Annotated in this window: 22 protein-coding genes and 1 pseudogene; 12 read left to right on the forward strand and 11 right to left on the reverse strand. The window is 71.5% G+C overall.

The window, feature by feature from the left end; all coding sequences use genetic code 11:
* Positions 1-302: 302 nt before the first annotated feature.
* The 4 genes and pseudogenes from ACZ5ON_RS00830 to cobU form a co-directional block, all read right to left on the reverse strand.
* On the reverse strand, positions 303-1799 hold the full coding sequence (locus ACZ5ON_RS00830; RefSeq protein WP_465582987.1) for a leucyl aminopeptidase: 1497 nt from the start codon (positions 1797-1799) through the stop codon (positions 303-305).
* Between the two features lie 244 nt (positions 1800-2043).
* Positions 2044-2883 (reverse strand): adenosylcobinamide-GDP ribazoletransferase, encoded by an 840-nt coding sequence (locus ACZ5ON_RS00835; RefSeq protein ID WP_465583919.1) that lies wholly within the window; start codon positions 2881-2883, stop codon positions 2044-2046.
* A 113-nt stretch (positions 2884-2996) separates the two neighbouring features.
* The gene (locus ACZ5ON_RS00840) at positions 2997-4118 is read right to left on the reverse strand and encodes a nicotinate-nucleotide--dimethylbenzimidazole phosphoribosyltransferase (protein WP_465582991.1); all 1122 of its coding nucleotides are present in this window, start codon (positions 4116-4118) and stop codon (positions 2997-2999) included.
* A 66-nt stretch (positions 4119-4184) separates the two neighbouring features.
* Positions 4185-4733 (reverse strand): annotated as a pseudogene (cobU, locus tag ACZ5ON_RS00845) (bifunctional adenosylcobinamide kinase/adenosylcobinamide-phosphate guanylyltransferase); the annotation flags it as partial.
* Between the two features lie 123 nt (positions 4734-4856).
* Between cobU and ACZ5ON_RS00850 the strand changes: the two are divergent.
* On the forward strand, positions 4857-5057 hold the full coding sequence (locus tag ACZ5ON_RS00850) for a hypothetical protein (protein WP_465582996.1): 201 nt from the start codon (positions 4857-4859) through the stop codon (positions 5055-5057).
* Between the two features lie 180 nt (positions 5058-5237).
* Here the strand turns inward: ACZ5ON_RS00850 and ACZ5ON_RS00855 are convergent, their stop codons facing one another.
* On the reverse strand, positions 5238-5984 hold the full coding sequence (locus ACZ5ON_RS00855; protein ID WP_465583922.1) for a methyltransferase domain-containing protein: 747 nt from the start codon (positions 5982-5984) through the stop codon (positions 5238-5240).
* Positions 5985-6172: 188 nt separating this feature from the next.
* A complete protein-coding gene (locus tag ACZ5ON_RS00860) occupies positions 6173-6769 on the reverse strand; it encodes a DUF3043 domain-containing protein (protein WP_465583001.1) in 597 nt (198 codons plus the stop codon).
* A 326-nt stretch (positions 6770-7095) separates the two neighbouring features.
* Between ACZ5ON_RS00860 and ACZ5ON_RS00865 the strand changes: the two genes are divergently transcribed.
* Entirely contained in the window at positions 7096-7869 is a 774-nt protein-coding gene (locus ACZ5ON_RS00865) for a PspA/IM30 family protein (RefSeq protein ID WP_465583004.1), read from the forward strand.
* Between the two features lie 48 nt (positions 7870-7917).
* The gene (gene pspAA, locus ACZ5ON_RS00870) at positions 7918-8211 is read left to right on the forward strand and encodes a PspA-associated protein PspAA (RefSeq protein WP_344634147.1); all 294 of its coding nucleotides are present in this window, start codon (positions 7918-7920) and stop codon (positions 8209-8211) included.
* Between the two features lie 64 nt (positions 8212-8275).
* On the opposite strand, the gene nadA is transcribed toward pspAA, so the two are convergent.
* A complete protein-coding gene (nadA, locus tag ACZ5ON_RS00875; RefSeq protein WP_465583010.1) occupies positions 8276-9505 on the reverse strand; it encodes a quinolinate synthase NadA in 1230 nt (409 codons plus the stop codon).
* A 229-nt stretch (positions 9506-9734) separates the two neighbouring features.
* On the opposite strand from nadA, the gene ACZ5ON_RS00880 reads away from it, so the two are divergent.
* From ACZ5ON_RS00880 to ACZ5ON_RS00890, 3 genes are all read left to right on the forward strand, one after another.
* Complete coding sequence (locus ACZ5ON_RS00880; protein WP_465583015.1) at positions 9735-10661, forward strand: NADP-dependent oxidoreductase; 927 nt, start codon at positions 9735-9737, stop codon at positions 10659-10661.
* Between the two features lie 160 nt (positions 10662-10821).
* A complete protein-coding gene (locus ACZ5ON_RS00885) occupies positions 10822-11289 on the forward strand; it encodes an Lrp/AsnC family transcriptional regulator (protein ID WP_465583018.1) in 468 nt (155 codons plus the stop codon).
* A 178-nt stretch (positions 11290-11467) separates the two neighbouring features.
* Complete coding sequence (locus ACZ5ON_RS00890; RefSeq protein WP_465583021.1) at positions 11468-12835, forward strand: pyridoxal phosphate-dependent decarboxylase family protein; 1368 nt, start codon at positions 11468-11470, stop codon at positions 12833-12835.
* 75 nt (positions 12836-12910) lie between these two features.
* Here the strand turns inward: ACZ5ON_RS00890 and ACZ5ON_RS00895 are convergent, their stop codons facing one another.
* Positions 12911-13783, reverse strand: a complete 873-nt coding sequence (locus ACZ5ON_RS00895; protein WP_465583024.1) for a GNAT family N-acetyltransferase — start codon at positions 13781-13783, stop codon at positions 12911-12913.
* A 206-nt stretch (positions 13784-13989) separates the two neighbouring features.
* Here ACZ5ON_RS00895 and erpA point away from each other — a divergent pair, with 206 nt between their 5' ends.
* Positions 13990-14343 carry an iron-sulfur cluster insertion protein ErpA gene (gene erpA, locus ACZ5ON_RS00900; protein WP_344634142.1) on the forward strand — a complete coding sequence of 118 codons (354 nt, stop codon included), beginning with the start codon at positions 13990-13992 and terminating at the stop codon, positions 14341-14343.
* A 92-nt stretch (positions 14344-14435) separates the two neighbouring features.
* Here erpA and ACZ5ON_RS00905 read toward each other — a convergent pair whose 3' ends face one another.
* Both ACZ5ON_RS00905 and ACZ5ON_RS00910 read right to left on the reverse strand, forming a co-directional pair.
* On the reverse strand, positions 14436-15062 hold the full coding sequence (locus ACZ5ON_RS00905) for a hypothetical protein (protein WP_465583029.1): 627 nt from the start codon (positions 15060-15062) through the stop codon (positions 14436-14438).
* Positions 15063-15166: 104 nt separating this feature from the next.
* Positions 15167-15406, reverse strand: a complete 240-nt coding sequence (locus tag ACZ5ON_RS00910; RefSeq protein WP_465583032.1) for a hypothetical protein — start codon at positions 15404-15406, stop codon at positions 15167-15169.
* 231 nt (positions 15407-15637) lie between these two features.
* Between ACZ5ON_RS00910 and ACZ5ON_RS00915 the strand changes: the two genes are divergently transcribed.
* Complete coding sequence (locus ACZ5ON_RS00915) at positions 15638-16615, forward strand: carbohydrate kinase family protein (protein WP_465583036.1); 978 nt, start codon at positions 15638-15640, stop codon at positions 16613-16615.
* Positions 16616-16693: 78 nt separating this feature from the next.
* Here ACZ5ON_RS00915 and ACZ5ON_RS00920 read toward each other — a convergent pair whose 3' ends face one another.
* Complete coding sequence (locus ACZ5ON_RS00920; RefSeq protein ID WP_465583040.1) at positions 16694-18079, reverse strand: aminotransferase class V-fold PLP-dependent enzyme; 1386 nt, start codon at positions 18077-18079, stop codon at positions 16694-16696.
* A 504-nt stretch (positions 18080-18583) separates the two neighbouring features.
* Here ACZ5ON_RS00920 and ctaC point away from each other — a divergent pair.
* The 4 genes from ctaC (at position 18584) to ACZ5ON_RS00940 (ending at position 23077) form a co-directional block, all read left to right on the forward strand.
* Entirely contained in the window at positions 18584-19435 is an 852-nt protein-coding gene (ctaC, locus tag ACZ5ON_RS00925; protein WP_465583044.1) for an aa3-type cytochrome oxidase subunit II, read from the forward strand.
* A complete protein-coding gene (ctaD, locus tag ACZ5ON_RS00930; protein ID WP_465583047.1) occupies positions 19432-21207 on the forward strand; it encodes an aa3-type cytochrome oxidase subunit I in 1776 nt (591 codons plus the stop codon). The genes ctaC and ctaD overlap by 4 nt, the downstream gene beginning before the upstream one ends.
* Positions 21207-21605: a cytochrome c oxidase subunit 4 gene (locus ACZ5ON_RS00935; protein WP_465583051.1), complete on the forward strand. Its 399-nt coding sequence runs from the start codon at positions 21207-21209 to the stop codon at positions 21603-21605. The genes ctaD and ACZ5ON_RS00935 overlap by 1 nt, the downstream gene beginning before the upstream one ends.
* 326 nt (positions 21606-21931) lie before the next feature.
* Positions 21932-23077: a L,D-transpeptidase gene (locus ACZ5ON_RS00940; RefSeq protein ID WP_465583055.1), complete on the forward strand. Its 1146-nt coding sequence runs from the start codon at positions 21932-21934 to the stop codon at positions 23075-23077.
* Positions 23078-23091 lie beyond the last annotated feature (14 nt).

Raw genomic sequence — 23091 nt, forward strand, 5'->3', positions numbered from 1 at the left:
GACTGATGTCCGGGGCCGCCTCGGCCGGGCCCGGCGATCTCGAACAGATGGGTGAAATGTACCTATCTCGTGGGTATTGTCGCAGCTCGCGACGGTGCTGCCGGCCGCGCGAGGCCGGATCCAGTTGATCGTGGACCAGGGCGGTTCCGCCCTGCGGAAGAAAGTTTCGCCCCCAGCGAACACGGTTCCGGAATGAGGCGATCTGTATTACCGACAGGTAACCCGGAAATGCGCCGAGGGCCCGACACCGGACGGTGTCGGGCCCTCGGTCGGTCCGCCGGTGCCGGGCACCGGCGGTCGGGTCAGGCGTTCGCGGTCTCCTCCGCGAAGCGGACCAGGGTGCGCACCGCGCTGCCGGTGCCGCCCTTCGGGGTGTAGCCGTACGGGGCACCCTCGTGGAACGCCGGACCGGCGATGTCCAGGTGCGCCCAGTCGGTGCCCTCGGCGACGAACTCCTTCAGGAACAGGCCGGCCACCAGGCCGCCGCCCATCCGCTCACCCATGTTGGCGAGGTCGGCGATGGTGGACTCGACCATGCCCTTGCGCAGGTCGGCCGGGAGCGGCATCGGCCAGGACTGCTCGCCGACCGCCTCGGCGGCGGCGTGCAGCCGGCCGCGCAGCTCGTCCCGGTTCGCCATCACGCCGAAGGTGCGGTTGCCCAGGGCCAGCACCATGGCGCCGGTCAGGGTGGCCACGTCCACGATCACGTCCGGGTTCTCCTCGCCGGCGCGGACGATCGCGTCGGCGAGCACCAGGCGGCCCTCGGCGTCGGTGTTGAGCACCTCGACGGTCTTGCCGCCGTACATCTTCAGCACGTCACCCGGGCGGGTGGCCGAGCCGGACGGCATGTTCTCCGCCAGGGCGAGCCAGCCGGTGACGTTGACGGCCAGGCCCAGGCGCTTGGCGGCGACCACCGAGGCGAACACGGCGGCGGCGCCGGCCATGTCGCACTTCATCGTCTCGTTGTGGCCGGCCGGCTTCAGCGAGATGCCGCCCGAGTCGTAGGTGATGCCCTTGCCGACGAAGGCCAGGGTGGCCTTGGCCTTCGGGTGGGTGTAGGCGACCTTCACCAGGCGGGGCGGGTTGGCCGAGCCGGTGCCGACGCCCAGGATGCCGCCGAAGCCACCCTTGGCCAGCGCCTTCTCGTCCAGCACCTCGACCTTCAGGCCGTGCTCCTTGCCGGCCGCCTGGGCGATCGCGGCGAAGGACTTCGGGTTGAGCTCGTTCGGGGCGGCGTTGACCAGGTCGCGGGCGCGGTTGATCTCCTCGCCGATCGCCGCGGCACGCTCGGCGGCGGCCTTGGCGTCCTTGCTGCCCTTGCGGTCGGTCAGCAGCACGAGCTCGCCGACCGGAGCCTTGCCGTTCTCGCCGCCCTTGTAGGCGGTGAAGCTGTACGAGCCGAGCAGACCGCCGAGCGCGACGGCCTCGAACTCCTCGGTCGAGGCGACCGGGAGGGCCAGCGCGGCCTTCTTGATGCCGGCCAGCGTGCGGGCGGCGACACCGGCCGCACGGCGCAGCGCCTCCGCGCTGTAGCCCTCGTCGGAGACCTCACCGAGGCCGACGGCCACCACCAGGGCGGCCTTCACGCCGACGGGGGAGGGGAGCTTGACCGACTCGCCCTCGGCACCGGTCGCGCCCAGGGTGCTGAGGACCTCGGCCAGCTTGCCCTCGAACGCCTCGGCCACGACCTCGGCGCCATCGGCCACCACGAGGCCCTTGGGGCCCTTGCCGACACCGATCACCAGGGCGTCCGCGCGCAGCGTGGCGGCGGAGGAGGTGCTCACAGACAATGCAGTCACGTAGATGAGTCCTGTTCTTTCACGGTCCACAGCCGGGTGCGGCGCCGGTGCCGCACCGGCATCACCCCGGCGTGCTCCGCTGGAACAGGGCGCAGGGTAACGGTGCTCCCCGCATGTTAGTCCGCATGATGGGATCACGCCGCCCTCGGGATGGGCCCGGTTTCCTGGCGAACGGGTGCCTCGGACCTCGCAATTGGCCGCAATTCACCCAACATCGGTCCAGGTCTTCCGTCATGACCCACCGTCACCATCCGGTCAGCGCCAGGGTGAGCAGTGCGGCGGTGGCGGCGGTCTCCGCCAGCGCACCGAGCACGTCCCCGGTGATGCCGCCGAACCGCCGCACGCAGCGCCGTAGCAGCAGGCCCGCCGCACCCAGGCCGGCCAGCAGCGCGCCGGGGTAGCGCAGCGCCGCCCAGCCGTCCGCCCATCCCGCCGCGGCAAGGCCGAGCCCCGCGAGCGCGGAGACGGCGAGCGCACCGGCCGGCGGCACCGTGGCGGCCACCATCGCACCCAGCCCGCCCGGTCGCGCGGCGGGAACCGACCGCAGGCAGCCCCAGGACAGCGCGCAGCGAGCGGCCACCGCGGCGGTCAGTACGGCCAGCGCGCCGTGCCGGGTGGAGTCGGCGAACTGCCCGGTCAGGGCGGCGATTTGGGCCAGCAGCGCGAGGACGAGGGTGAGTACGCCGAATGGCCCGATGTCCGACTGCTTCATGATCCGCAGAGCGTCCTCGGCCGGCTTCCCGCTGCCCAGGCCGTCCGCCACGTCGGCCAGTCCGTCCAGGTGCAGCCCGCGGGTCAGCCAGGCCGGTACGGCCACCGCGGCCACCGCCGCGAGCAGTCCGCCCGCGCGCCAGTCGACCAGCGCGCCGGCGCCCGCCGCGAGCGCCCCGAGCACGACCCCGACCAGCGGGGCGCAGACCATCGCCCGTCCGCCGGCCGCCCGGTCCCACCGCTCGACCCGTACACGCAGCACCGACAGCGTCCCGAACGCGAACCGCACCCCCTCCCCCCACGAGGGCGCCTCACCGGCACTTCGGGTCAATGCTCCAGATCCCCACTCGCTCGAACCGGCGGCGAACCGCATGATCGGCAGCGCACCTCCCGAGGGCGCGCTGCCGGGCCGCCCGGCACTGCCGACCACGTCACAGGGAGGCATTGCGGCCGGGGTGCGCCGTGCCACGCGCCCCCGGGCGGCGCTCAGCCGCGTGCCAGCAGCTCCGCCGCCGTGGGCAGGCGCGGCGGCTCCTTGGGCCCGGCCGTCACCCGCTGGATCCGCAGCACCTCGGCCGGATCCGCGAGCGTGTCGGTGGCGGCCTGGAGCAGCGGCAGCGCCAGGAGCGCACCGACCCCTTCGCCCATCGAAACGCCCAGCTCCTGGAGCGGGGTCAGGGTCAGCCGGTCGAAGGCCTTGGCCTGCGCGGGTTCGCCGCTCGCCTGTCCGGCCCGCCACCACTCGGGTGCCCGGAACGCGATCCGCTGCGCGACCAGTGCACAGGCGGCCGAGACCACCCCGTCCAGCACCACCGGCAGCTTGCGCACCGCGGACTGCAGCAGGAACCCGGTGATGGCCGCGAAGTCCGCTCCGCCGACCGCCGCGAGCAGCGCCAGCTGGTCGCCCAGCACCGGGCGGGCCCGCCGCAGCGCATCGCGTACGGTCGCGCACTTGACCATCCACACCCGGTCGTCGATGCCCGAGCCGCGCCCGGTGACGGCGGCCGCGTCGGTGCCGCAGAGCGCGCCGATCAGGACCGCGGCGACCGTGGTCGAGCCGGCGCCGAGGTCGCCGAGCAGCACCAGGTCGGTTCCGGAGTCGGCCTCCTCGTCGGCGATGGCCGCACCGATCCGGAAGGCCTGCGCGGCCTCGTCGAGGCTGATCGCGTTCTCCACGTCGATCCGCCCGGAGCCGCGCCGCACCCGCTGGTGCTCCACCTCGGCGGGGAAGGTCCCGGGGACGGCGTCGACCGCCAGGTCCACCACCCGCACCTCGGCGCCGTAGCGGTGCGCCAGGACCGCGACGGGGGCGGTGCCGTCCAGCACCGCCTGCACCCGCTGAGCGGTGCCGGGTGCGCCGGGGCGGGAGACGCCGAGACCGGCCACGCCGTGGTCGCCGGCGAAGACCAGCACCTTGGCGGCGGTCAGCGGCCGCACCGGCGAGTCGCCCTGCACGGAGGCCAGCCAGCTGCCGAGTTCCTCCAGCTGCCCGAGGCCGCCGCGCGGCTTGTCGAGCTGCTGCCAGCGCTCCTCGGCGGAGCGGCGGGCGCTGTCGTCGGGGCGCTCGACGAGCGAGGAGAACGTATCGAGATCCACGGTGGTGTCCATCGAGCTGAAATCTACACGGCAGAGGCGGACTTGCGGTGGTGGCCCTCGAAGCCGCCCACCCACCCGCTACCCGGCGGCGGGCTTGACCGTGAGCACCTGCCCGGCCACCACCAGCAGCACTCGCTCAGAGGCGTCCGCCACCGCCATGTTCAGCCGGCCGAGAGCGTCCCGGAACCGCCGGCCGGCGGCGGTGGCCGGGACCACCCCCATGCCGACCTCGTTGCTCACCGCGATCACCTGACGCTCCGTCAGCCGCCAGGCCTCGGCCAGCTCGTCGCAGCGCCGCTGCACCGCGCGCTCCGCACCGCCGATCCACGCCGCGTCGTCCCAGGCGCCGCACTCGTCCATCACGGCGGTCAGCCAGAGCGCCAGGCAGTCGATCAGCACCGGCGCGCGGTCGGCCCGGTCGGCGAGTACGGGCACCAGGTCGCAGGTCTCGGCGGTACGCCAGGAGTCCGGTCGCCGCTCCCGGTGCAGGGCGACCCGCTGGGCCCACTCCCGGTCGCCGTCACGGGTGCCGCCGGTGGCCACGTAGAGCGCGTCCCGGTACGGGGCGAGCAGCTGCTCGGCCCGGGTGGACTTGCCGGAGCGGGCGCCGCCGAGGATCAGGGTGCGGGGGAGTGCCATGTCCCACATCCTGCCTGACGAGGCATGAGGGCGGTTCGTCCGGGCACGCTAGTGTGCGCAACTGCAGCGCACGACGGAGACGAAGCGGTCCCGAGGCGGGAGGAGCCCGGCATGGTGTTCACGTGGCGGTACGAGAAGGCGGACGGCACCCTCATCGAGCCGCCCGGCGGCCAGGAGGAGTTCGCCAGTCAGGGGGACGCGGAGTCCTGGATCGGCGAGGGCTGGAAGCAGCTGCTGGAGGACGGTGCCGACCGGGCCGCGCTCCTGGACGACGGCCGCGAGATCTACACCATGAGCCTGCACGCCGAGTGACCCTCCGTCCCGGCCGGTGGCCGGGACGTCCTGGGGCGCGAGGCGCTGCGCGACGGCCCTCGTTGAACCGCGGAGCGCTCCCCGCACGGTTCCCGCGCCCCTGAGGAGCTCCCTGAGGAGCCCTCAGCCCTTCTGAAGAGCGCCCGCCCGACGGCTGCCCGGCCCTGACCCCGTCGGTCGCTACTTGGCGCCGATCACGTGCAGCAGGGCCGCCACCCGCCGGTACGGCTCCTCGCGCCCGGCCCGTTCCTCGGCGTCCAGCAGCTGCGCCAGCTGCCGCCCGTCCACCGGCGCGGCGTCCTCGGGCGTGGCGTCGGTGAACACCCGGACGCCGTACCAGTCCCGCAGCGGGACCGACAGCCCGGCCAGCGTGGTGGTCAGGTCCGCGAGACGGTCGGCACGGGCGGGCAGACCGAGGTGATTGGTGTAGCGGGCGCTGTCGAAGGCGTGCAGCACGGCCCGCCAGTCACCGGTCAGCCCGGGCCGCATGGCCAGCGCGTCCGCGTTGCGCACCAGCAGCGAGAGCACACCGCCGGGGGCGAGGATCCGGGCCAGTGAGGCGAGCATCGGGTCCGGGTCGGGCAGGTACATCAGGACGCCGTGGCAGAGCACCACGTCGAAGCTGCGCGGGCCGAACCAGCGTCCGCACTGGTGGCCGTCCCCGCCCAGCAGCCGGACCCGGTCGCGCACCTCGGGCGGCTCGGCCGCGAGCGCGGCCCGGGCGGCACCGAGGGTGACCGGGTCGGGGTCGAGCCCGGTGACCAGGTGGCCGGCCCTGGCGAGCCGCAGCGCCTGGGTGCCCTGGCCGCAGCCGACGTCCAGCACCCGCAGGCCGGTCCGCCCGGTCAGCTGCTCGGCGAGCTGCCGGGCCACCAGCTCCTGCCGGACCAGGTTGCGCAGCCCGCCCTGCCGCTCCAGCCACGACATCCCGGGCTGTCCGAAGGGCCGGGCCGCAGGCAGCCGGTCGTGCGCCCCGGCACCCTGGCCGGGCAGCGCACCCGCCGCAGCAGGCGGCACCGCGGCGGGAACTACCGCACCGGGCACCGGAGAAAGCCCGGGGCCCTCCGGCCAGGCGGGGGAGACCCAGTACGACTGCGGCGGAACCGGCTCGGCGGTCAGGGCCGCTCGCCCCGCTTGACCTGCGGCTTCGGCAGTCGCAGCCGCCGCATCTGCAGAGTGCGCATCAGGCCGTACGCGACCGCGCCACGGGTGTTGTCGTTCGGGAAGCGCTCGGCCAGCGCCTTGCGCAGGCCCAGGCCCAGCCGGACCGAGTCGAGGATGACCAGCACGAAGAACAGCAGGAACAGCAGCTGGGCGACCAGCTGGAGCATCGGGTTGCGCACGATGCTGAGGACCAGCACCACCACCGCGTAGGGGAGGAAGAACTCGGCCATCGTCCAGCGCGAGTCCATGTAGTCGCGGGTGAAGCGGCGCACGGGGCCCTTGTCGCGGAGCGGCAGGGCGCGCTCGTCGCCGTTCAGCAGAGCCAGGCGCTGCTGCTCCCGCTCGGCGCGCAGCCGCTCGCGGGACTGGCGGGCGGCCTCCTTGCGGTCCTTGGGCACGGTCACCCGGTTGCGGCGGTTGGCCTCGGCCTCGCTGCGCTTGGGGGTGGGGCGGCCCTTCTTCGCCTCGGGGTGGCGGGGGGTCGTCTCGTCCTGCTCGGCCACCACGGTGGCGGAGGAGGAGGCATCATCTGAGCGGCGTCGGAACACACCACCAGCGTACGTGCTGGCCGCGGGCTTCTTACCGCCCCTTCGGACCCAAACCGGTATCGATCCGGCGCACCCCCGGTCCCGGGCAGCGCTTCCCGGCCCTCTTCCCCTACGGGACCCCCTACCCGTGATGGATCATGGACCGGGGCCGGATCCACCCTCGGGATGAGGTTCGAGCGGTTGCGCCTGTAGCAGTCTTGTAGCAGGCAGGTGCACTGCGGGCAGTTGCCCGCTGCACCTACACTCAAGGTTGTCAGCAACGAGACGGAACCGCAGGCCCGAGAAGGGGGCACCCGAGGCCCATGAGCGACGGAATCATGAAGCGTATGGGGCTGATTTTCCGCTCCAAGGCGAACAAGGCCCTGGACCGGGCGGAGGACCCGCGCGAGACGCTCGACTACTCCTACCAGAAGCAGCTCGAACTGCTGCAGAAGGTCCGCCGGGGTGTCGCCGATGTGGCCACCTCCCGCAAGCGCCTGGAGCTCCAGCTGACGCAACTGCAGCAGCAGTCGGCGAAGTACGAGGACCAGGGCCGCAAGGCGCTCTCGCTGGGCCGCGAGGACCTCGCCCGCGAGGCCCTGACCCGCAAGGCCAACCTCCAGTCGCAGATCACCGACCTGGAGACCCAGTACCAGCAGCTCCAGGCCGAGGAGGAGAAGCTCACCCTCGCCTCCCAGCGCCTTCAGGCCAAGGTGGACGCCTTCCGTACCAAGAAGGAGACCATCAAGGCCACCTACACCGCAGCCCAGGCGCAGACCCGGATCGCGGAGTCCTTCTCCGGGATCTCGGAGGAGATGGGCGATGTGGGCCTCGCCATCCAGCGCGCCGAGGACAAGACCGCGCAGATGCAGGCGCGGGCCGGTGCGATCGACGAGCTGCTCGCCTCGGGCGCGCTGGACGACGCCAGCGGTCTGGGCCGCAAGGACGACATCGAGGCCGAGCTGGAGCGGGTGGCCGGCGGCAACGACGTCGAGCTGGAGCTGGCCCGGATGAAGGCCGAGCTCACCGGTGGCCCGGCCGCCGCCCCGCAGGCGATCGAGCAGGGCAAGCCCGCCGCCGCGCCGCAGGACGCGCCGCCCACCATCAACTACAAGAAGTGACCTGAGCCGCACCGCACAGAGCTGCAACGAACAGGGAGACGCACCGGCATGATCATGAGGGTCATGGGTGAGGGTCAGTACGAGGTGGGCGAGGACCACCTCAACCGGCTGAACCAGCTCGACGACGAGCTGCTCACGGCGCTCGACTCGGGTGACGAGACGAGGTTCCGGGAGGCATACGGCAAGCTGCTGGACGCGGTCAGGCAGCTCGGCACCCGGGTGCCGGACGACTCGCTGGAGCCGTCGGACCTGATCCTCCCCGACGCGGAGGCGAGCCTCGACGAGGTCAGGCGGCTGCTGCTGAGCGAGGGCGAGGGGATAATCCCCGGCTTCGCGGAGTAGGTTCCGTGGCAAGAACAGAAGGGCGGGCCCCTCCAGGGGGCCCGCCCTTCTGCCGCGCTGAGGGCTACGGCAGGGCCAGCATCCGGTCCAGCGCGGCCTTGGCGTACTTCTCCGTCTCCGGGTCGACGGTGATCACGTTCGGCACCCGGCCGTCGACCAGCGACTCCAGCGCCCAGACCAGGTGCGGCAGGTCGATCCGGTTCATGGTCGAGCAGAAGCAGACCGTGCGGTCGAGGAAGACGATCTCCTTGTCGGGGTGCGCCTTGGCCAGCCGGCGGACCAGGTTCAGCTCGGTGCCGATGGCCCACTTGGAGCCGGGCTCCGCGGCGTCCAGCGCCTTGATGATGTACTCGGTCGAGCCCACCATGTCGGCGGCGGTGACCACCTCGTGCTTGCACTCCGGGTGCACCAGGACCGTCACGCCGGGGATCCGCGCGCGGACCTCGTTCACCGAGTCCAGGTTGAAGCGGCCGTGCACCGAGCAGTGCCCGCGCCAGAGGATCATCCTGGCGTTCCGCAGCTGCTCGGCGGTCAGCCCGCCGTTCGGCTTGTGCGGGTTGTAGAGGACGCAGTCGTCCAGCGAGAAGCCCATCTCCAGCACCGCGGTGTTGCGGCCCAGGTGCTGGTCGGGCAGGAAGAGCACCTTCTGGCCCACCCGTCGCCCACCATCGCCCTCGATCGAGGCGCTGCGCGCCGCCCCTTCCTCGAACGCCCACTCCAGTGCCCGCTTGGCGTTGGAGGAGGTGCAGATGGTGCCGCCGTGCTTGCCGGTGAACGCCTTGATGTCGGCCGAGGAGTTCATGTACGAGACCGGGACGGTCACGTCGGCTATACCGGCCTCGGTCAGCACGTCCCAGCACTCGGCGACCTGCTCGGCGGTGGCCATGTCGGCCATCGAGCAGCCGGCCGCCAGGTCGGGGAGGACGACCTGCTGGGCGTCGGAGGTCAGGATGTCCGCGGACTCGGCCATGAAGTGCACACCACAGAAGACGATGTACTCGGCCTCGGGACGGGCGGCGGCGTCGCGGGCCAGCTTGAAGGAGTCGCCGGTGACGTCGGCGAACTCGATCACCTCGTCGCGTTGGTAGTGGTGGCCCAGGATGAAGACGCGGTCGCCCAGCGCCGCCTTGGCCGCGCGGGCGCGCTCGACCAGGTCGGGGTCGGAGGCAGGGGGCAGGTCCCCGGGGCACTCGACGCCGCGCTCGCTGTTCGGGTCGGCCTGGCGGCCGAGCAGCAGCAGAGCGAGGGGCGTCGGAGTGGGGTCGACGCCGTGGGTCTCGGTGGTGGTGGTCACGGGCGGGTGCCCTCCTGTGCGGCCGGTCGGGTTCGGCCCCTGCCGACTTGCGGCTTCGCCGCGGGGGCCTTCTCGTCTATCTGACGCTATCGATGATAACCCGTTAGCGTCACTCTGACGATGGCCATCGTGTCGATGTGATGAGAACCGCTCTCCGTTATGGCGGCTTCCAGCACGCTTCCGGCGTGGTTCGACCGGTACCCGGGCCCGGATCGCGTTGGCTGGTGCCATGAAGGCAATCGCGATCAGGCGGTACGGCGGCCCCGAGGTCGTCGAGTACACCGAACTCCCCGACCCCAAGGTGGCCCCGGACTCGGTGCTGGTGCGGGTGAAGGCGGCCGGGGTCAACCCCGTGGACTGGAAGATCCGCGAGGGGTACCTGGACGGGATGCTGGACGTCCACTTCCCGCTGATCATGGGTTGGGACCTGGCCGGGGTGGTCCAGGCGGTGGGCGGCGCGGTCACCGAGTTCAAACCCGGCGACGAGGTGATCGGCTACGTCCGCAAGGACTGGGTCGAGTACGGCACCTACGCCGAGCTGGTCTCCGCACCGGTCCGTACGCTGGCGCGCAAGCCCGCCGCCCTCGACTGGGCCCAGGCGGGCGGCCTCCCGCTGGCCGGGCTCACCGCCTACCAGTGCCTGGTCAAGACGGTGCGGGTGCGCCCGGGAGAGACGGTGCTGATCCACGCGGCGGCGGGCGGGGTCGGCAGCCTCGCGGTCCAGATCGCCAAGGCGCTTGGTGCCCGGGTGATCGGCACCGCGAGCGAGCGCAACCACGCCTACCTGCGGAGCCTGGGCGCCGAACCGGTGGTGTACGGGGAGGGGCTGGCCGACCGGGTGCGGGCGCTCGCGCCGGACGGGGCGGATGCGGCGATCGACCTGGTCGGCGGGGCGGCGGTGGCGGTCTCGCTGGAACTGGTCGCCGACCCGGGCCGGATCGCCTCGGTCGCCGACTACGGCGTGGTCGCCCACGGCGGCCGCTACGTCTTCGTCCGTCCGGATGCCGCCGACCTCACCGAACTCGCCGGCCTCGCCGACGAGGGAAAGCTGACCGTGCCGGTGGCCTCGACCTTTCCGCTCGCCCAGGCGGCCAGCGCCCAGGCCCTCAACGCGGAGGGGCGGACCAGGGGCAAGATCGTCCTCCTGGTGGACTGATCAAGACTTTTCGTCAGAATAGGGCGGTGCGACGTTTCTGCGGACACCACCGCGGAGCCGTCCCGCCGTCCTCCGCCGCCCCTCCGGAAACCCCCGTCGGCGGCGTATCCTCGCCCACCGGCGACGCCAGACCCGCACGACACCCGTGGAGCCAGCACCGATGAGCACGCACCGACCGTCAGACCTCGGCGGGGCGTCACTGCTGGACGAGACCGACCGGCTGCTCCTGGAGCACCTCAGCAGGGACGGCCGTGCCTCCTACGCCGAGATCGGGCTGCTCGCCAACCTCTCCGCCACCGCCGTCCGCCGCCGGATCGACCGGCTGCGGGCCCGCGGCGTGGTGCGCGGCTTCACCGTGGTGCTCGACCCCGCCCTGCTCGGCTGGCGCACCGAGGCCTTCGTCGAGGTCTACTGCCGCGCCCGCACCTCGCCCGAGGAGCTGCTCGCCAGCCTGCGCCAGTTCCCGGAGGTGGTCGCCGCCTGGACGGTCACCGGCGATCCGGACGCCCTGGTGCACCTGAGAGCCGCCGACACCCGCCACCTGGAAGCCGTCATCGAACGCATCCGCAAGGAACCCGGTGTCCAGCGCAGCCGTAGCTCCGTGGTGCTCTCCCAGCTCATCGGCTGACCGCCCGGATCACCCGTACGCAGGAATCCTGCGTAGCGCGTTCTCAACACGCCCGAATCCTGCCCGAGCAGCCCCTTTCCGACGCGCGCGGCAACCGGGCCGCTGCCTACGCTGATCGTGTCCGGGCGGCCCCACGTGCCCCGGCTCTCCCTGCTACCCCACAGCGAAGGGGACCCTCGTGTCCGCAGCCCCGAACCGCATGCACCGGCCCGACGCAGAGCTGGTCGACCTGGTATTCGACTACATGCGCGAGCGGCTGCAGTACGACCCCGTACCGCTGGACCACCCCGGCGACGGCGAGCACCTGCGGGCGCACCTGGCCGGCCTGCTGAACGAGCACGGCAACAACCCCGCCGACGTGCTCAAGCTCTACGACCACGAGCTCTCCCGGGCCGTCATCTCCGCCGACAGCCCGCGCTACCTCTCCTTCATACCGTGCGCCCCGACCAAGGCCGCGCTGCTCTTCGACATGGTGGTCTCCTGCGCCTCTCTGCAGGGCATCTCCTGGCTGGAGGCGGCCGGCGCCATCGCCGCCGAGAACCAGGTGCTGCGCCTGATCGCCGACCGGGCCGGCCTGCCAGAGACGGCCGGCGGCACCTTCGTCTCCGGCGGGTCGGCGGGCAACCTCTCCGCCCTGGTGGTCGCCCGTGACACCGCGCGCCGCAAGCTCGGCGTCGGTCCGGAGGCCCGGCTTCGGATCGCCATCGCCGACCAGGTGCACTCCTCGGTCAAGAACACCTTCAACATCATCGGCGTGGAGGCGTTCAAGGTCCCGGCCGTGGACCGCCGCTTCACCGGCGAGGCACTGCGGGCCGCGCTGGCCGCCGACCCCCACCCCGAGACCGTGATCGCCGTGGTCGGCACCGCCGGCACCACCAACGAGGGCATCGTCGACGACCTCCAGGGCCTGTCCGAGGTCGCCCGCGAGCGCGGCATGTGGTTCCACGTGGACGGCGCGTACGGCGGCGCCGGTCTGTTCGCCCCCTCGGTCCGCGAGCGCTACAACGGCATCGAGCACGCCGACTCCTTCGTGGTCGACCCTCACAAGTGGCTGTTCGCACCGTTCGACTGCGCCGCCCTGATCTACCGCAACCCGCAGCTGGCCCGCGCCGTGCACACCCAGGACGCCTCCTACCTGGACGTCCTGCACACCGAGGGCGACGAGTGGAACCCCACCGACTACGCCTACCACCTGACCCGGCGCGCCCGCGGCCTCCCGCTGTGGTTCTCCCTCGCGGTGCACGGCACCCAGGCGTACACCGACGCGATCGAGGAGGGCCTGAAGCTGGCCCGGGAGACCGCCCAGCTGATCCGCGGGACGGAGCACCTGGAACTGCTGCACGACCCGCAGCTGTCCGCCGTCTGCTTCCGCCGCAAGGGCTGGACCAGCGAGGACTACTACCGCTGGTCCCAGCAGCTGCTGGCCGACCAGATCGGCTTCGTCACCCCGACCGGCTGGGACGGTGAGACCGTCGCCCGCTTCGCCTTCCTCCACCCGGGCACCACCGTGGACATGGTCCGGGAGATCCTCGACACCATGGCGTGACCGTAGGTCCCTTCGGGCAGGCCCCTGCCCGAAGGGACGCGGCCCGCGCGCCGGCCCTGCGCCTAGCTAGTAGAACTAGAGGAGCGACCCGCTCGGGATGTACGGCGAGGGCGGCCGCATCCCGCGCAGCGCCAGGTAGCCCCGGTTGGACAGGGTGAGCCCCAGCTCCAGCCCGACGTCCACGGCCCACTCCTGCTCGGTGGTGAGGAACGCCACCCTCGCCTCGGCTCCGTCGGGCACCCGGGCCAGGGCCTCCAGCAGCAGCCGGACCGCGATCCGCTTCGAGGTCGCCGCGAGCAGCTTGACCGCGCCGCCGTCCCGGTAGCAGTACCCGCTCCCGGCCAGGCTGTCCGCGATCAGCAGTTCGTCGAAGTGCGCCAGCATGTACTCGTGGTCGACCCCGTGGGCGGCCCCGCGCAGCCGCCGGTCGACCGAGTCCAGCAGGTGGAAGTGGGTCGCGTTGCCCGGGTGCACCGGGATGTCCCCCGGGTCGAGCAGTCCGGAGCGGTCCACCCGCCCCTTCAGCTCCATGGTGGGATGCAGCGTGAGCCCGGCGCGCCGGTAGCGCCGCGCCGCCGCCGGGGACGGCGAGGCGCACACCATCCCGCGCAGGCAGCCCCGGCCGTACTCACCGGCCCGGTCCAGCAGCAGCCGGCCGACCCCCTTGCCCTGGGCGCTCGGCAGTACGGCGTACAGCGAGAGCAGCCACACGCCCTCCCGCCGCGTCGCCTGCACCACGCCGACCGCCTCGCCGTCCTGCTCGGCGACCCAGCAGCCCGCCGGATCGGACCGCAGCAGATGCCGGGTGCGCGCCAGCCGCTGCACGGTCCGGCGCTCGTCGTCCGGCTCGGCGGCCGGAACGTCGAAGGGGTCGCGGAAAGCGGCACGGGCGACACGCTGCACCGCCAGCGCGTCGGCCGGGGTGTCCTGGAGCCGACGAACGATCACACCGCCATCCTGCCGCCGGAGCCGCCCCCGGCGTGCCCTTTTGCCGGGATCGGACGATCGGGAAGCACGCGCGGTGTGCGAGCATGGGTGCGTAGGGGAACGGGTTCCGCGAACCACCCCTCGGGAAAGAACCACCGACCGGAAATGAATCCGGGAGGCCGCTGGTTGGCACTGGCGGCACATTGTCGTCAAGACCGGGAGTAAGCATGACCGTCCAGGACGAGACCACTGTCGAGAGTGGCATCATCCTCACCGATGCCGCCGCGGCCAAGGTCAAGGGCCTGCTTGAGCAGGAAGGCCGCGACGACCTGGCGCTGCGCGTCGCCGTTCAGCCGGGCGGCTGCTCCGGCCTGCGCTACCAGCTGTTCTTCGACGAGCGCTCGCTCGACGGCGACGTCGTCAAGGACTTCAACGGTGTCAAGGTCGTCACCGACCGGATGAGTGCCCCGTACCTGGGCGGTGCGACCGTCGACTTCGTCGACACCATCGAGAAGCAGGGCTTCACCATCGACAACCCGAACGCCACCGGCTCCTGCGCCTGCGGCGACTCCTTCAGCTAAGCCTCACGGCTCCTGCCAGGCCCTTCGGTATGAACGACGGCGGCCCCCGGGTGATCCCGGGGGCCGCCGCCCGATTCCGCCGCCCCTGGGCCCTACTGCGGACCGCCGATCGGCGGCGGGTCCATCGACAGCGTCTGACCGGTGCCCAGGTCCACCACCGAGCGGCCGGCCAGCGGGCGGCTCAGCTTCGCCGTCACCGAGTTCCGCTTGGCGAGGGCCGGGCAGGCCTGGCCGCGGGGCGCGGTCTGGGTGACCACCACCCGGACGTCCACCTCACCCTGCTTGGACTCGTCGGTCTTCAGCCCGTACTTGTCGCAGACCCCGCCGTAGAACCAGACCGTCAGCTGGTCGTCCTGCACCTGGTAGGCCAGCGCGGGCAGCTTGACGGGCGCCGGCTCGCCGGGCGCTATACCGGGATTGCCCGGCGATCCGCCGGGGACCGGGGTGCTTGGATCCGCGGTCGCGGAGGTCGTCGGGCCGGCGCTCGGGCCGGCGCTCGGGCCGGCGGTCGTGGTGGACGTCGTGCCGGAGGGCGAGGGTGCCGCCGAGGAGACCGTGGGGCTAGCCGACGATCCGGCGGCCGCGTCCGAACCCCCGCCGGACCCGGAGGGCCCGCAGGCGGCGACCGTACCGACGGCGAGCACCAGCCCGGCCAGGGCCGTCGCCCGGCGCCGAACCCGCCCGCGCACGGACCGTGCGGCTGAGGTGTTCTCGTCCATGCTCTGACTTCCTCCCGAGGGCTCGCGCTCCGCCACCTCGGCGGCGCTGCGCGGATCTGACGTGCCCCGGGTGAATCCGGTTCCCTCGGTCGGAAGCCGGGCGATCAGCTCCCGTACTCGGGCATGTCGGCGACCAGCCGCCGGGCCCGGGACGGTACCGACACGCCCGCAGGTCGCAGCGCGACAGCGGCCTGCGGAGCAGTGCCCACCGGGGGCCAGAAGCGGCCGAGCCGGCGGGAGGAACTGACCAGGGAAGCGAGCGAGTCGGCCTCGATCTCGCCCGTCCAGGAGCGGGCGGACGACCGGACGGGGCTGGGCCGCAGCGCGGACGGGTTGGGCTTCATCGGTGTTCACCGCTCCGATCGCCGTGCCGTGGCGGCACCGCCACGGACCTGGGGCCGATGGGCCTTCTGAGTGCGACCCTAGGCCGCGGCCGGGCCGTGAACCAGGGGTACCGGCGGGTAGTACCCGTTCGAGTGGCCGAATAGCAGGTACGGGTACGCGGCCCGGGGCGGGTACCGTTGGAGGGTTCTTTCAGCTGTTTTCCCGGCCCAGAGCCACCAGAGGAGACCTTCGTGCGCATCGCCGTCGCCGGCTCGATCGCCACCGACCATCTGACGACCTTCCCCGGCCGCTTCGCCGACCAGCTGGTCGCCGAGCAACTGCACACGGTCTCGCTGTCGTTCCTGGTGGACACCCTCGACATCCGCCGTGGCGGGGTGGCCCCGAACATCTCCTTCGGCATGGGCGTGCTCGGCCTGCGCCCGATCCTGGTCGGCGCCGCCGGCGCGGACTTCCAGGAGTACCGCAGCTGGCTGGAGCGCAACAACGTCGACACCGACTCGGTGCACATCTCCGAGACCAGGCACACCGCCCGCTTCATGTGCACGACCGACCAGGACCACAACCAGATCGCCTCCTTCTACACCGGCGCGATGGCCGAGGCCCGCAACATCGAGCTGAAGCCGATCGCCGACCGCGTGGGCGGCCTCGACCTGGTCCTGATCGGTGCCGACGACCCGGCCGCGATGGTCCGCCACACCCAGGAGTGCCGCACCCGCGGCTACGCGTTCGCCGCCGACCCCTCGCAGCAGCTGGCCCGCCTGGAGGGCGACGACATCCGGCTGATCGTGGACGGCGCCGCGTACCTGTTCACCAACGAGTACGAGGCCGCGCTGATCGAGTCCAAGACCGGCTGGGACACGGACGAGATCCTCCGCCGGGTCGGCACCCGGATCACCACCCTCGGCGCCAAGGGCGTCCGGGTCCAGCGCCAGGGCGAGCCGGACATCTCCGTCGTCTGCCCGGCCGAGGACCGCAAGGCCGACCCCACCGGCGTCGGCGACGGCTTCCGCGCCGGCTTCCTGGCCGGTCTCTCCTGGAACCTCGGCCTGGAGCGCTCCGCCCAGCTCGGCTGCATGCTCGCCACCCTGGTGATCGAGACCGTCGGCACCCAGGAGTACGAGCTGCGCCACAACCACTTCCTGGACCGCTTCGCCGCGACCTACGGCGAGGAGGCCGCCGCCGAGGTCCGCGCCCGCCTGGTCAACTAGCCCCCACCGGTCCCGACAGGACGGACGTACCGGGGCGCGGGAAGCCGCAGGGCGGCATCCCGCGCCCCTCGCGCGCTCTCAGCCCACCCTGCGGACCAGGTACGCCGAGCCCCGGTCCCGCCCGTACTCGGCAGCCGCCCGCTCGCCCAGGTACTCCTGCCCGCGCATCTCGCACCAGGCCGGGACGTCCAGCCGGGCCGCCTCGTCGTCGGACAGCACCGCGACCGTCCCGCCCGGCTCGACCTCCCCGATCCGCTTGGCCAGTTCGATCACCGGCAGCGGGCAGCGCTTCCCCAGCGCGTCGATCACCAGGGTCTGCCGCGCGGCCGCCGGGGCCGCCAGGTCGAGCCCCAGCGGAGCCCGTACACCCGCCACCACCTCGGGCAGCACGGCCAGGAAGCGGTCGACATCCGACTCGGCCACCCCGTAGGGGAGCGATACGCGGACGTTGCCCTCGGTCAGCACGCCCATCGCCGCCAGCACATGGCTCGGCGTCAGCGTGCTCGAGGTGCAGGAGGAGCCGGAGGAGACCGCGAACCCGGCCTTGTCCAGCTCGCCCAGCAGCACCTCGCCGTCCACGTACAGGCAGGAGAAGGTGACCAGGTGCGGCAGCCGCCGGACCGGATCGCCGACCACCTCGACCTCCGGCACCAGCCGGGGCACCTGCGTCCGGATCCGCTCCACCAGCGCGTGCAGCCGGGCGTTCTCCCGTTCGGCCTCGGCCCGGACCGCCCGTAGCGAGGCGGCCGCGGCCACGATCGCGGGCACGTTGACGTATCCGGGTGCCCGGCCGCTCTCGCGCTCGTCGGCGGGCAGCGGTGAGACGTACCTGACACCCTTGCGTACGGCGAGCACCCCGACCCCGGCCGGGCCGCCCCACTTGTGCGCACTGGCCGTCAGCAGCGACCACCCGGACGGCACCGGCAGCCGCCCCACGCTCTGCGCAGCGTCCACCAGCAGCGGCACCCCGCCGATCGCGGCGGCGACCTCGGTGACCGGCTGCACCGTTCCCACCTCGTGGTTGGCGGACTGCAGAACCGCCAGCGCGGTGTCCGGACGGGCGGCGGCGGCGAACTCCTCGGCGGCCACCAGCCCTTGCCGGTCGACCGCGACCGCACTCACCTCTCCGCCCTCGGCGGCGTGTCGCTCGGCCGTGTGCAGCACGCTGGAGTGCTCCACGGCGGAGTGCACCAGATGACGGCCCGTCCGGCGGCGTCCGGCCACGGCGCCGAGCATGCCCAGCTGGACGGCCTGGGTGCCGCTCGCGGTGAAGGAGATCTCGTCCGGCCTGGCGCCCAGCACCTCGGCGACCGTCTCCCGGGCCGCGTCCAGCAGCATCCGGGCCTGCCTCCCGGAGCGGTACAGCCGGGCCGGGTCCGCCCACCCCTCGTCCAGCGCGGCGTTCAGCGCCTGCCTGGCGACGGGATGCAGCGGAGCGGTCGAGGCCACGTCGAAGTAGGACACGGACGACAGTATCCCGCGTTCGTCCCCCGTCAGCCGTCCGGACCGCACCGCACGCGGCCCCGCTCGCCGGCGCCGCGGTCCGCCGCGCACGACCGCCCCGCAAGGCCGCGTTCGGCGGGGGAGCCCGCCGGCCCGGGACCGGGTGCGCCCACTTGCCCGGCCATGGTGCCGGGCACGCCCGGCTGGACGGCTCGGGGCTCGCGGTGGCCTCGTTTGTCCGATTCGCGCTGACCCGACGGCCTGTCACCCGGGCGTCGCAGTGCCATCCCACGATTGGGTGTGCGAGGCTCGAAGGACCGCGATGACCTGGGATTCCGTACATGCCGGGGCTGATCGGGTAGGCGGGCGGCGCGTTAGCGGGACCTGCCCGTCAGGAGCACATAAGCCTGGAGTAGGGTTTGGCCCGCATAAGCATTCAAACCGTGCCCGTGGCCGGGTCGCAGGGGAGGCGCACAGCATCCCGGGGGCGACGCGATCGCGGGCGAGACTTCGGGAAGGCGCTACGTGAGTCCCAACGGCTCCGACCGCTCGCCGCGGCGCACGATGCGGCGGAAGCTGCCTCAGGCGCTGGCACTGGGCCTCGTCATCGCGACCGCTACCGGCTGCTCGGCCAATGACCTGCCCAGGCTTGGCCTCCCGTCGCCCGTCACCAAGGAAGGCCCACTGGTCCTCCACATGTGGCAGGGCTCGTGGATCGCGGCGCTGGTAGTCGGCGTACTGATGTGGGGTCTGATCATCTGGAGCGTGATCTTCCACCGGCGCAGCCGCACCAAGGTGGAGATCCCGGCTCAGACCCGGTACAACGTGCCGATCGAGGCGCTGTACACCGCGGTCCCCATCGTCATCGTCTCGGTGCTGTTCTACTTCGTCGCCCGCGACGAGTCCCGGCTCACCCAGACCTCGGCCAAGCCGCAGCACTACGTGAACGTGGTCGGCTTCCAGTGGAGCTGGGCGTTCAACTACGAGAACACCGAGAACCCCGACCCGGCGAACACCAACGCCGCGTACGAGGTCGGTACCCCCGCCGAACCGCCTACGCTGTACCTGCCGATCAACGAGACGGTGCAGTTCCGCCTGACCTCGCGGGACGTGATCCACGACTTCTGGCCCGTCAACTTCATGATGAAGATGGACGTCGTGCCGGATCTGGTCAACAGCTTTGAGGTCACCCCGACCTCGTACGGCACCTTCCGGGGCAAGTGCGCCGAGCTCTGCGGCGTCGACCACTCCCGGATGCTGTTCAACGTCAAGGTGGTCTCGCACGACGAGTACGAGCAGCACCTGAAGGAGCTCCGGGCCAAGGGCCAGAGCGGCGCGGTGCCTTCGGGCATCACGGGCATTGAAGGTGAGAAGTGACTATCCTCAACGAGCCCGCCGCCGCCGGCGGGGCATCCGGGCTCTCGGCAGGCGGGGCCCCCCGGACCCGTAAGCCGGGTTCCACGATCATCAAGTGGCTGACCACCACCGACCACAAGACGATCGGCACGATGTACCTCGGTACCTCGTTCGCGTTCTTCCTGATCGGTGGCATCCTCGCCCTGGTCATGCGTGCCGAGCTGGCTCGTCCCGGGACCCAGATCCTGTCGAACGAGCAGTTCAACCAGGCGTTCACGATGCACGGCACGATCATGCTGCTGATGTTCGCGACGCCGCTGTTCGCCGGTTTCGCGAACTGGATCATGCCGCTCCAGATCGGCGCTCCCGACGTCGCGTTCCCGCGTCTGAACATGTTCGCCTACTGGCTGTACCTGTTCGGCTCGCTTATCGCGGTGGCTGGCTTCCTCACCCCGCAGGGCGCCGCCGACTTCGGCTGGTTCGCCTACTCGCCGCTGTCGGACGCGGTCCGCTCGCCGGGTGTCGGCGCCGACATGTGGATCATGGGTCTGGCCTTCTCCGGCTTCGGCACGATCCTCGGCGCGGTCAACTTCATCACCACGATCATCTGCATGCGCGCGCCCGGCATGACGATGTTCCGGATGTCGATCTTCGTCTGGAACACCCTGCTGACCGCCGTGCTGGTCCTGCTGGCCTTCCCGGTCCTCGCGGCCGCGCTGTTCGCCCTGGAGGCGGACCGCAAGTTCGGGGCGCACGTCTTCGACCCGGCCAACGGCGGTGTACTGCTCTGGCAGCACCTCTTCTGGTTCTTCGGTCACCCCGAGGTGTACATCATCGCGCTGCCGTTCTTCGGCATCATCTCGGAGATCGTCCCGGTCTTCAGCCGCAAGCCGATGTTCGGTTACTCCGGTCTGATCGCGGCCACCATCGCGATCGCCGGTCTGTCCGTGACGGTGTGGGCCCACCACATGTACGTCACCGGACAGGTGCTGCTGCCGTTCTTCTCCTTCATGACCTTCCTGATCGCGGTCCCGACCGGTGTGAAGTTCTTCAACTGGGTCGGCACCATGTGGAAGGGCTCGCTGAGCTTCGAGACCCCGATGCTCTGGACGGTCGGCTTCCTGGTCACCTTCCTCTTCGGCGGTCTGACCGGTGTTCTGCTGGCCTCCCCGCCGATCGACTTCCACGTCTCGGACTCGTACTTCGTCGTCGCCCACTTCCACTACGTGGTCTTCGGTACCGTCGTGTTCGCGATGTTCGCGGGCTTCCACTTCTGGTGGCCGAAGATGACCGGCAAGATGCTCGACGAGCGCCTTGGCAAGATCACCTTCTGGACGCTGTTCTTCGGCTTCCACACCACCTTCCTGGTCCAGCACTGGCTGGGTGCCGAGGGCATGCCGCGCCGCTACGCCGACTACCTGGCCTCGGACGGCTTCACCACGCTGAACACCGTCTCCACCATCGGCTCGTTCCTGCTCGGTCTGTCGATCCTGCCGTTCCTCTACAACGTCTGGAAGACCGCCAAGTACGGCGAGAAGATCGAGGTCGACGACCCGTGGGGCTACGGCCGTTCGCTGGAGTGGGCGACCTCCTGCCCGCCCCCGCGGCACAACTTCCTCACGCTGCCCCGGATCCGTTCCGAATCCCCGGCCTTCGACCTGCACCACCCGGAGATCGCCGCGCTGGACTACCTGGAGAACCACGGTGAGCCGGCCAAGCACTTCGAGGGCGTGACCCCGGCGAAGTACGACAATCCGGCGCTGGGCAAGGGCAAGAAGGGTGGGAACGCCTGATGAAGGAACAGGGCAAGATCTTCCTGGGTCTGGCGGTCTTCGTACTGGCGATCGCCATCACCTACGGTCTGTGGTCCAAGGAGGCGGCCGGTACCACCGCGCTGTTCCTGGCCTTCGGCCTGTGCGCCTTCATCGGGTACTACCTCGCCTTCACCGCCCGCCGGGTGGACAGCGGCGCGGGTGACAACCCCGAGGCGGAGGTCGCGGACGACGCCGGCGAGCTGGGCTTCTTCGCCCCGCACAGCTGGCAGCCGCTCTCGATGGCGGTCGGTGGTGCGCTGGCCTTCCTGGGCGTCATCTTCGGCTGGTGGCTGATGTTCTGGGCGGCCCCGATCATCCTGATCGGCCTGTACGGCTGGGTCTTCGAGTTCTACCGGGGCGAGAACCAGAACCAGTAGGTTCTCCTCGCTCCAGGCGCCGGGCCGGGCATCCCTTCGGGGGTGCCCGGCCCGGCGCCGTTCTGTTGACCGGATAATCCGTCGGGATGTATCGCTTACCCGTTCGGTCCATTCGGACCCCTGAGCGGTAGTCCCTGCCGTGGCCGCCTTCCTACGCTCGTGAGCATCGTCGGAATCCTCTTCTGGGTGTGAGACCCCTGGAGGCAACGTTGAGCGGCATTCACGGAGCGGGCCCCCGTCGGGCCTGCATATTCGCACTTCTGGTCCTGACCCCCCTAGCGGGCTGCACGGTCGGAGGTGACGGTTCGGTGGAGGCGGTCAGCGCCGTGGATGTGAAACCCCTGGTTCATCTCCCGGCGGCCGATGGAATCGACCCGAACCTCCCCATATCGGTCACGGCCGAGAAGGGCAGCAAACTGACCGATGTCACCGTCACCGGACCGGACGGCCGGCAGGTCGTCGGGAAACTGGCCGATGACCAGCGGAGCTGGCAGAGCGTGGGACGGCTCGGGGCGGGGACCAAGTACCTGATCCGGGTGGCCGCGGACGACGGTGACGGCGGCCGCGGCGAGACCACCGGCACGTTCACCACGGCCCAGGGCCGGGCCAGGCTGAGCGCGGAGCTCGGCCCCAACACCAGCGGCTCGGGCCTGTACGGCGTCGGTCAGCCGCTCACCGTCAAGCTCTCCCAGCCGATCAAGGACCCGGCGGCCCGGCAGGAGGTGGAGCGCAGCCTCAAGGTGGTCTCCGAACCCGCCGTGACCGGCTCCTGGTACTGGGTGGACGACAGCAACCTGCACTTCCGCCCCACGGAGTACTGGCCCGCCCACGCCACCGTGAAGTTCTCCTTCGACCGCCCCGGTACCCGGATAGCCGACGGGCTGTACGAGGGTGACGCGGTCAGCCGGACCATCCGGACCGGCGACCGGGTCGAGGTGCTGATAGACGCGGGCTCGCACTACCTGACCTACCGCCGCAACGGCGAGGTGGTGAACACCATTCCGGTGACCACGGGCAGGCCGGGGTTCTCCACCCGCAACGGCATCAAGGTGGTGCTCGGCCAGGAGGCCAGCGTCCGGATGAGGAGTTCGTCCATCGGCATCGCGGCGGACAGTCCCGACTCCTTCGACACCAACGTCAGGTGGGCCACCAGGGTCACCTGGAGCGGAGAGTACGTGCACGCGGCGCCCTGGTCGCTCTCCTCCCAGGGCGTGGAGAACGTCAGCCACGGCTGCACCGGGATGAGCACGGCCAACGCCAAGTGGTTCTTCGACGAGACCAGGGTCGGCGACGTGGTCCAGGTGGTGAACAGCTTCGGCAAGATGATGGAGCCGTTCGGCAACGGCTTCGGGGACTGGAACGTCTCCTGGGCGGAGTGGACCAAGCACAGCGCCCTCGGCCGGACCGTCAGCACCGCGGGCCGGGCGGAGGAGGAAGCCGTGCCCGTCGGCGCCGTGGTGCCGCAGGTCTAGGGCCTGCCCGGCGG

The sequence above is a fragment of the Kitasatospora sp. NPDC032150 genome (assembly GCF_055579945.1).

Excerpts from the sequence above, each read along its gene's own strand:
- ACZ5ON_RS00835 (WP_465583919.1), bottom strand. The coding sequence starts at position 2,883 with ATGCGGTTCGCCGCCGGTTCGAGCGAGTGGGGATCTGGAGCATTGACC.
- ACZ5ON_RS00840 (WP_465582991.1), bottom strand. The coding sequence starts at position 4,118 with ATGGACACCACCGTGGATCTCGATACGTTCTCCTCGCTCGTCGAGCGC.
- ACZ5ON_RS00850 (WP_465582996.1), top strand. The coding sequence starts at position 4,857 with ATGGTGTTCACGTGGCGGTACGAGAAGGCGGACGGCACCCTCATCGAG.
- ACZ5ON_RS00855 (WP_465583922.1), bottom strand. The coding sequence starts at position 5,984 with ATGTCGTGGCTGGAGCGGCAGGGCGGGCTGCGCAACCTGGTCCGGCAG.
- ACZ5ON_RS00865 (WP_465583004.1), top strand. The coding sequence starts at position 7,096 with ATGGGGCTGATTTTCCGCTCCAAGGCGAACAAGGCCCTGGACCGGGCG.
- pspAA (WP_344634147.1), top strand. The coding sequence starts at position 7,918 with ATGATCATGAGGGTCATGGGTGAGGGTCAGTACGAGGTGGGCGAGGAC.
- ACZ5ON_RS00880 (WP_465583015.1), top strand. The coding sequence starts at position 9,735 with ATGAAGGCAATCGCGATCAGGCGGTACGGCGGCCCCGAGGTCGTCGAG.
- ACZ5ON_RS00885 (WP_465583018.1), top strand. The coding sequence starts at position 10,822 with ATGAGCACGCACCGACCGTCAGACCTCGGCGGGGCGTCACTGCTGGAC.
- erpA (WP_344634142.1), top strand. The coding sequence starts at position 13,990 with ATGACCGTCCAGGACGAGACCACTGTCGAGAGTGGCATCATCCTCACC.
- ACZ5ON_RS00905 (WP_465583029.1), bottom strand. The coding sequence starts at position 15,062 with ATGGACGAGAACACCTCAGCCGCACGGTCCGTGCGCGGGCGGGTTCGG.
- ACZ5ON_RS00910 (WP_465583032.1), bottom strand. The coding sequence starts at position 15,406 with ATGAAGCCCAACCCGTCCGCGCTGCGGCCCAGCCCCGTCCGGTCGTCC.
- ACZ5ON_RS00935 (WP_465583051.1), top strand. The coding sequence starts at position 21,207 with ATGAAGGAACAGGGCAAGATCTTCCTGGGTCTGGCGGTCTTCGTACTG.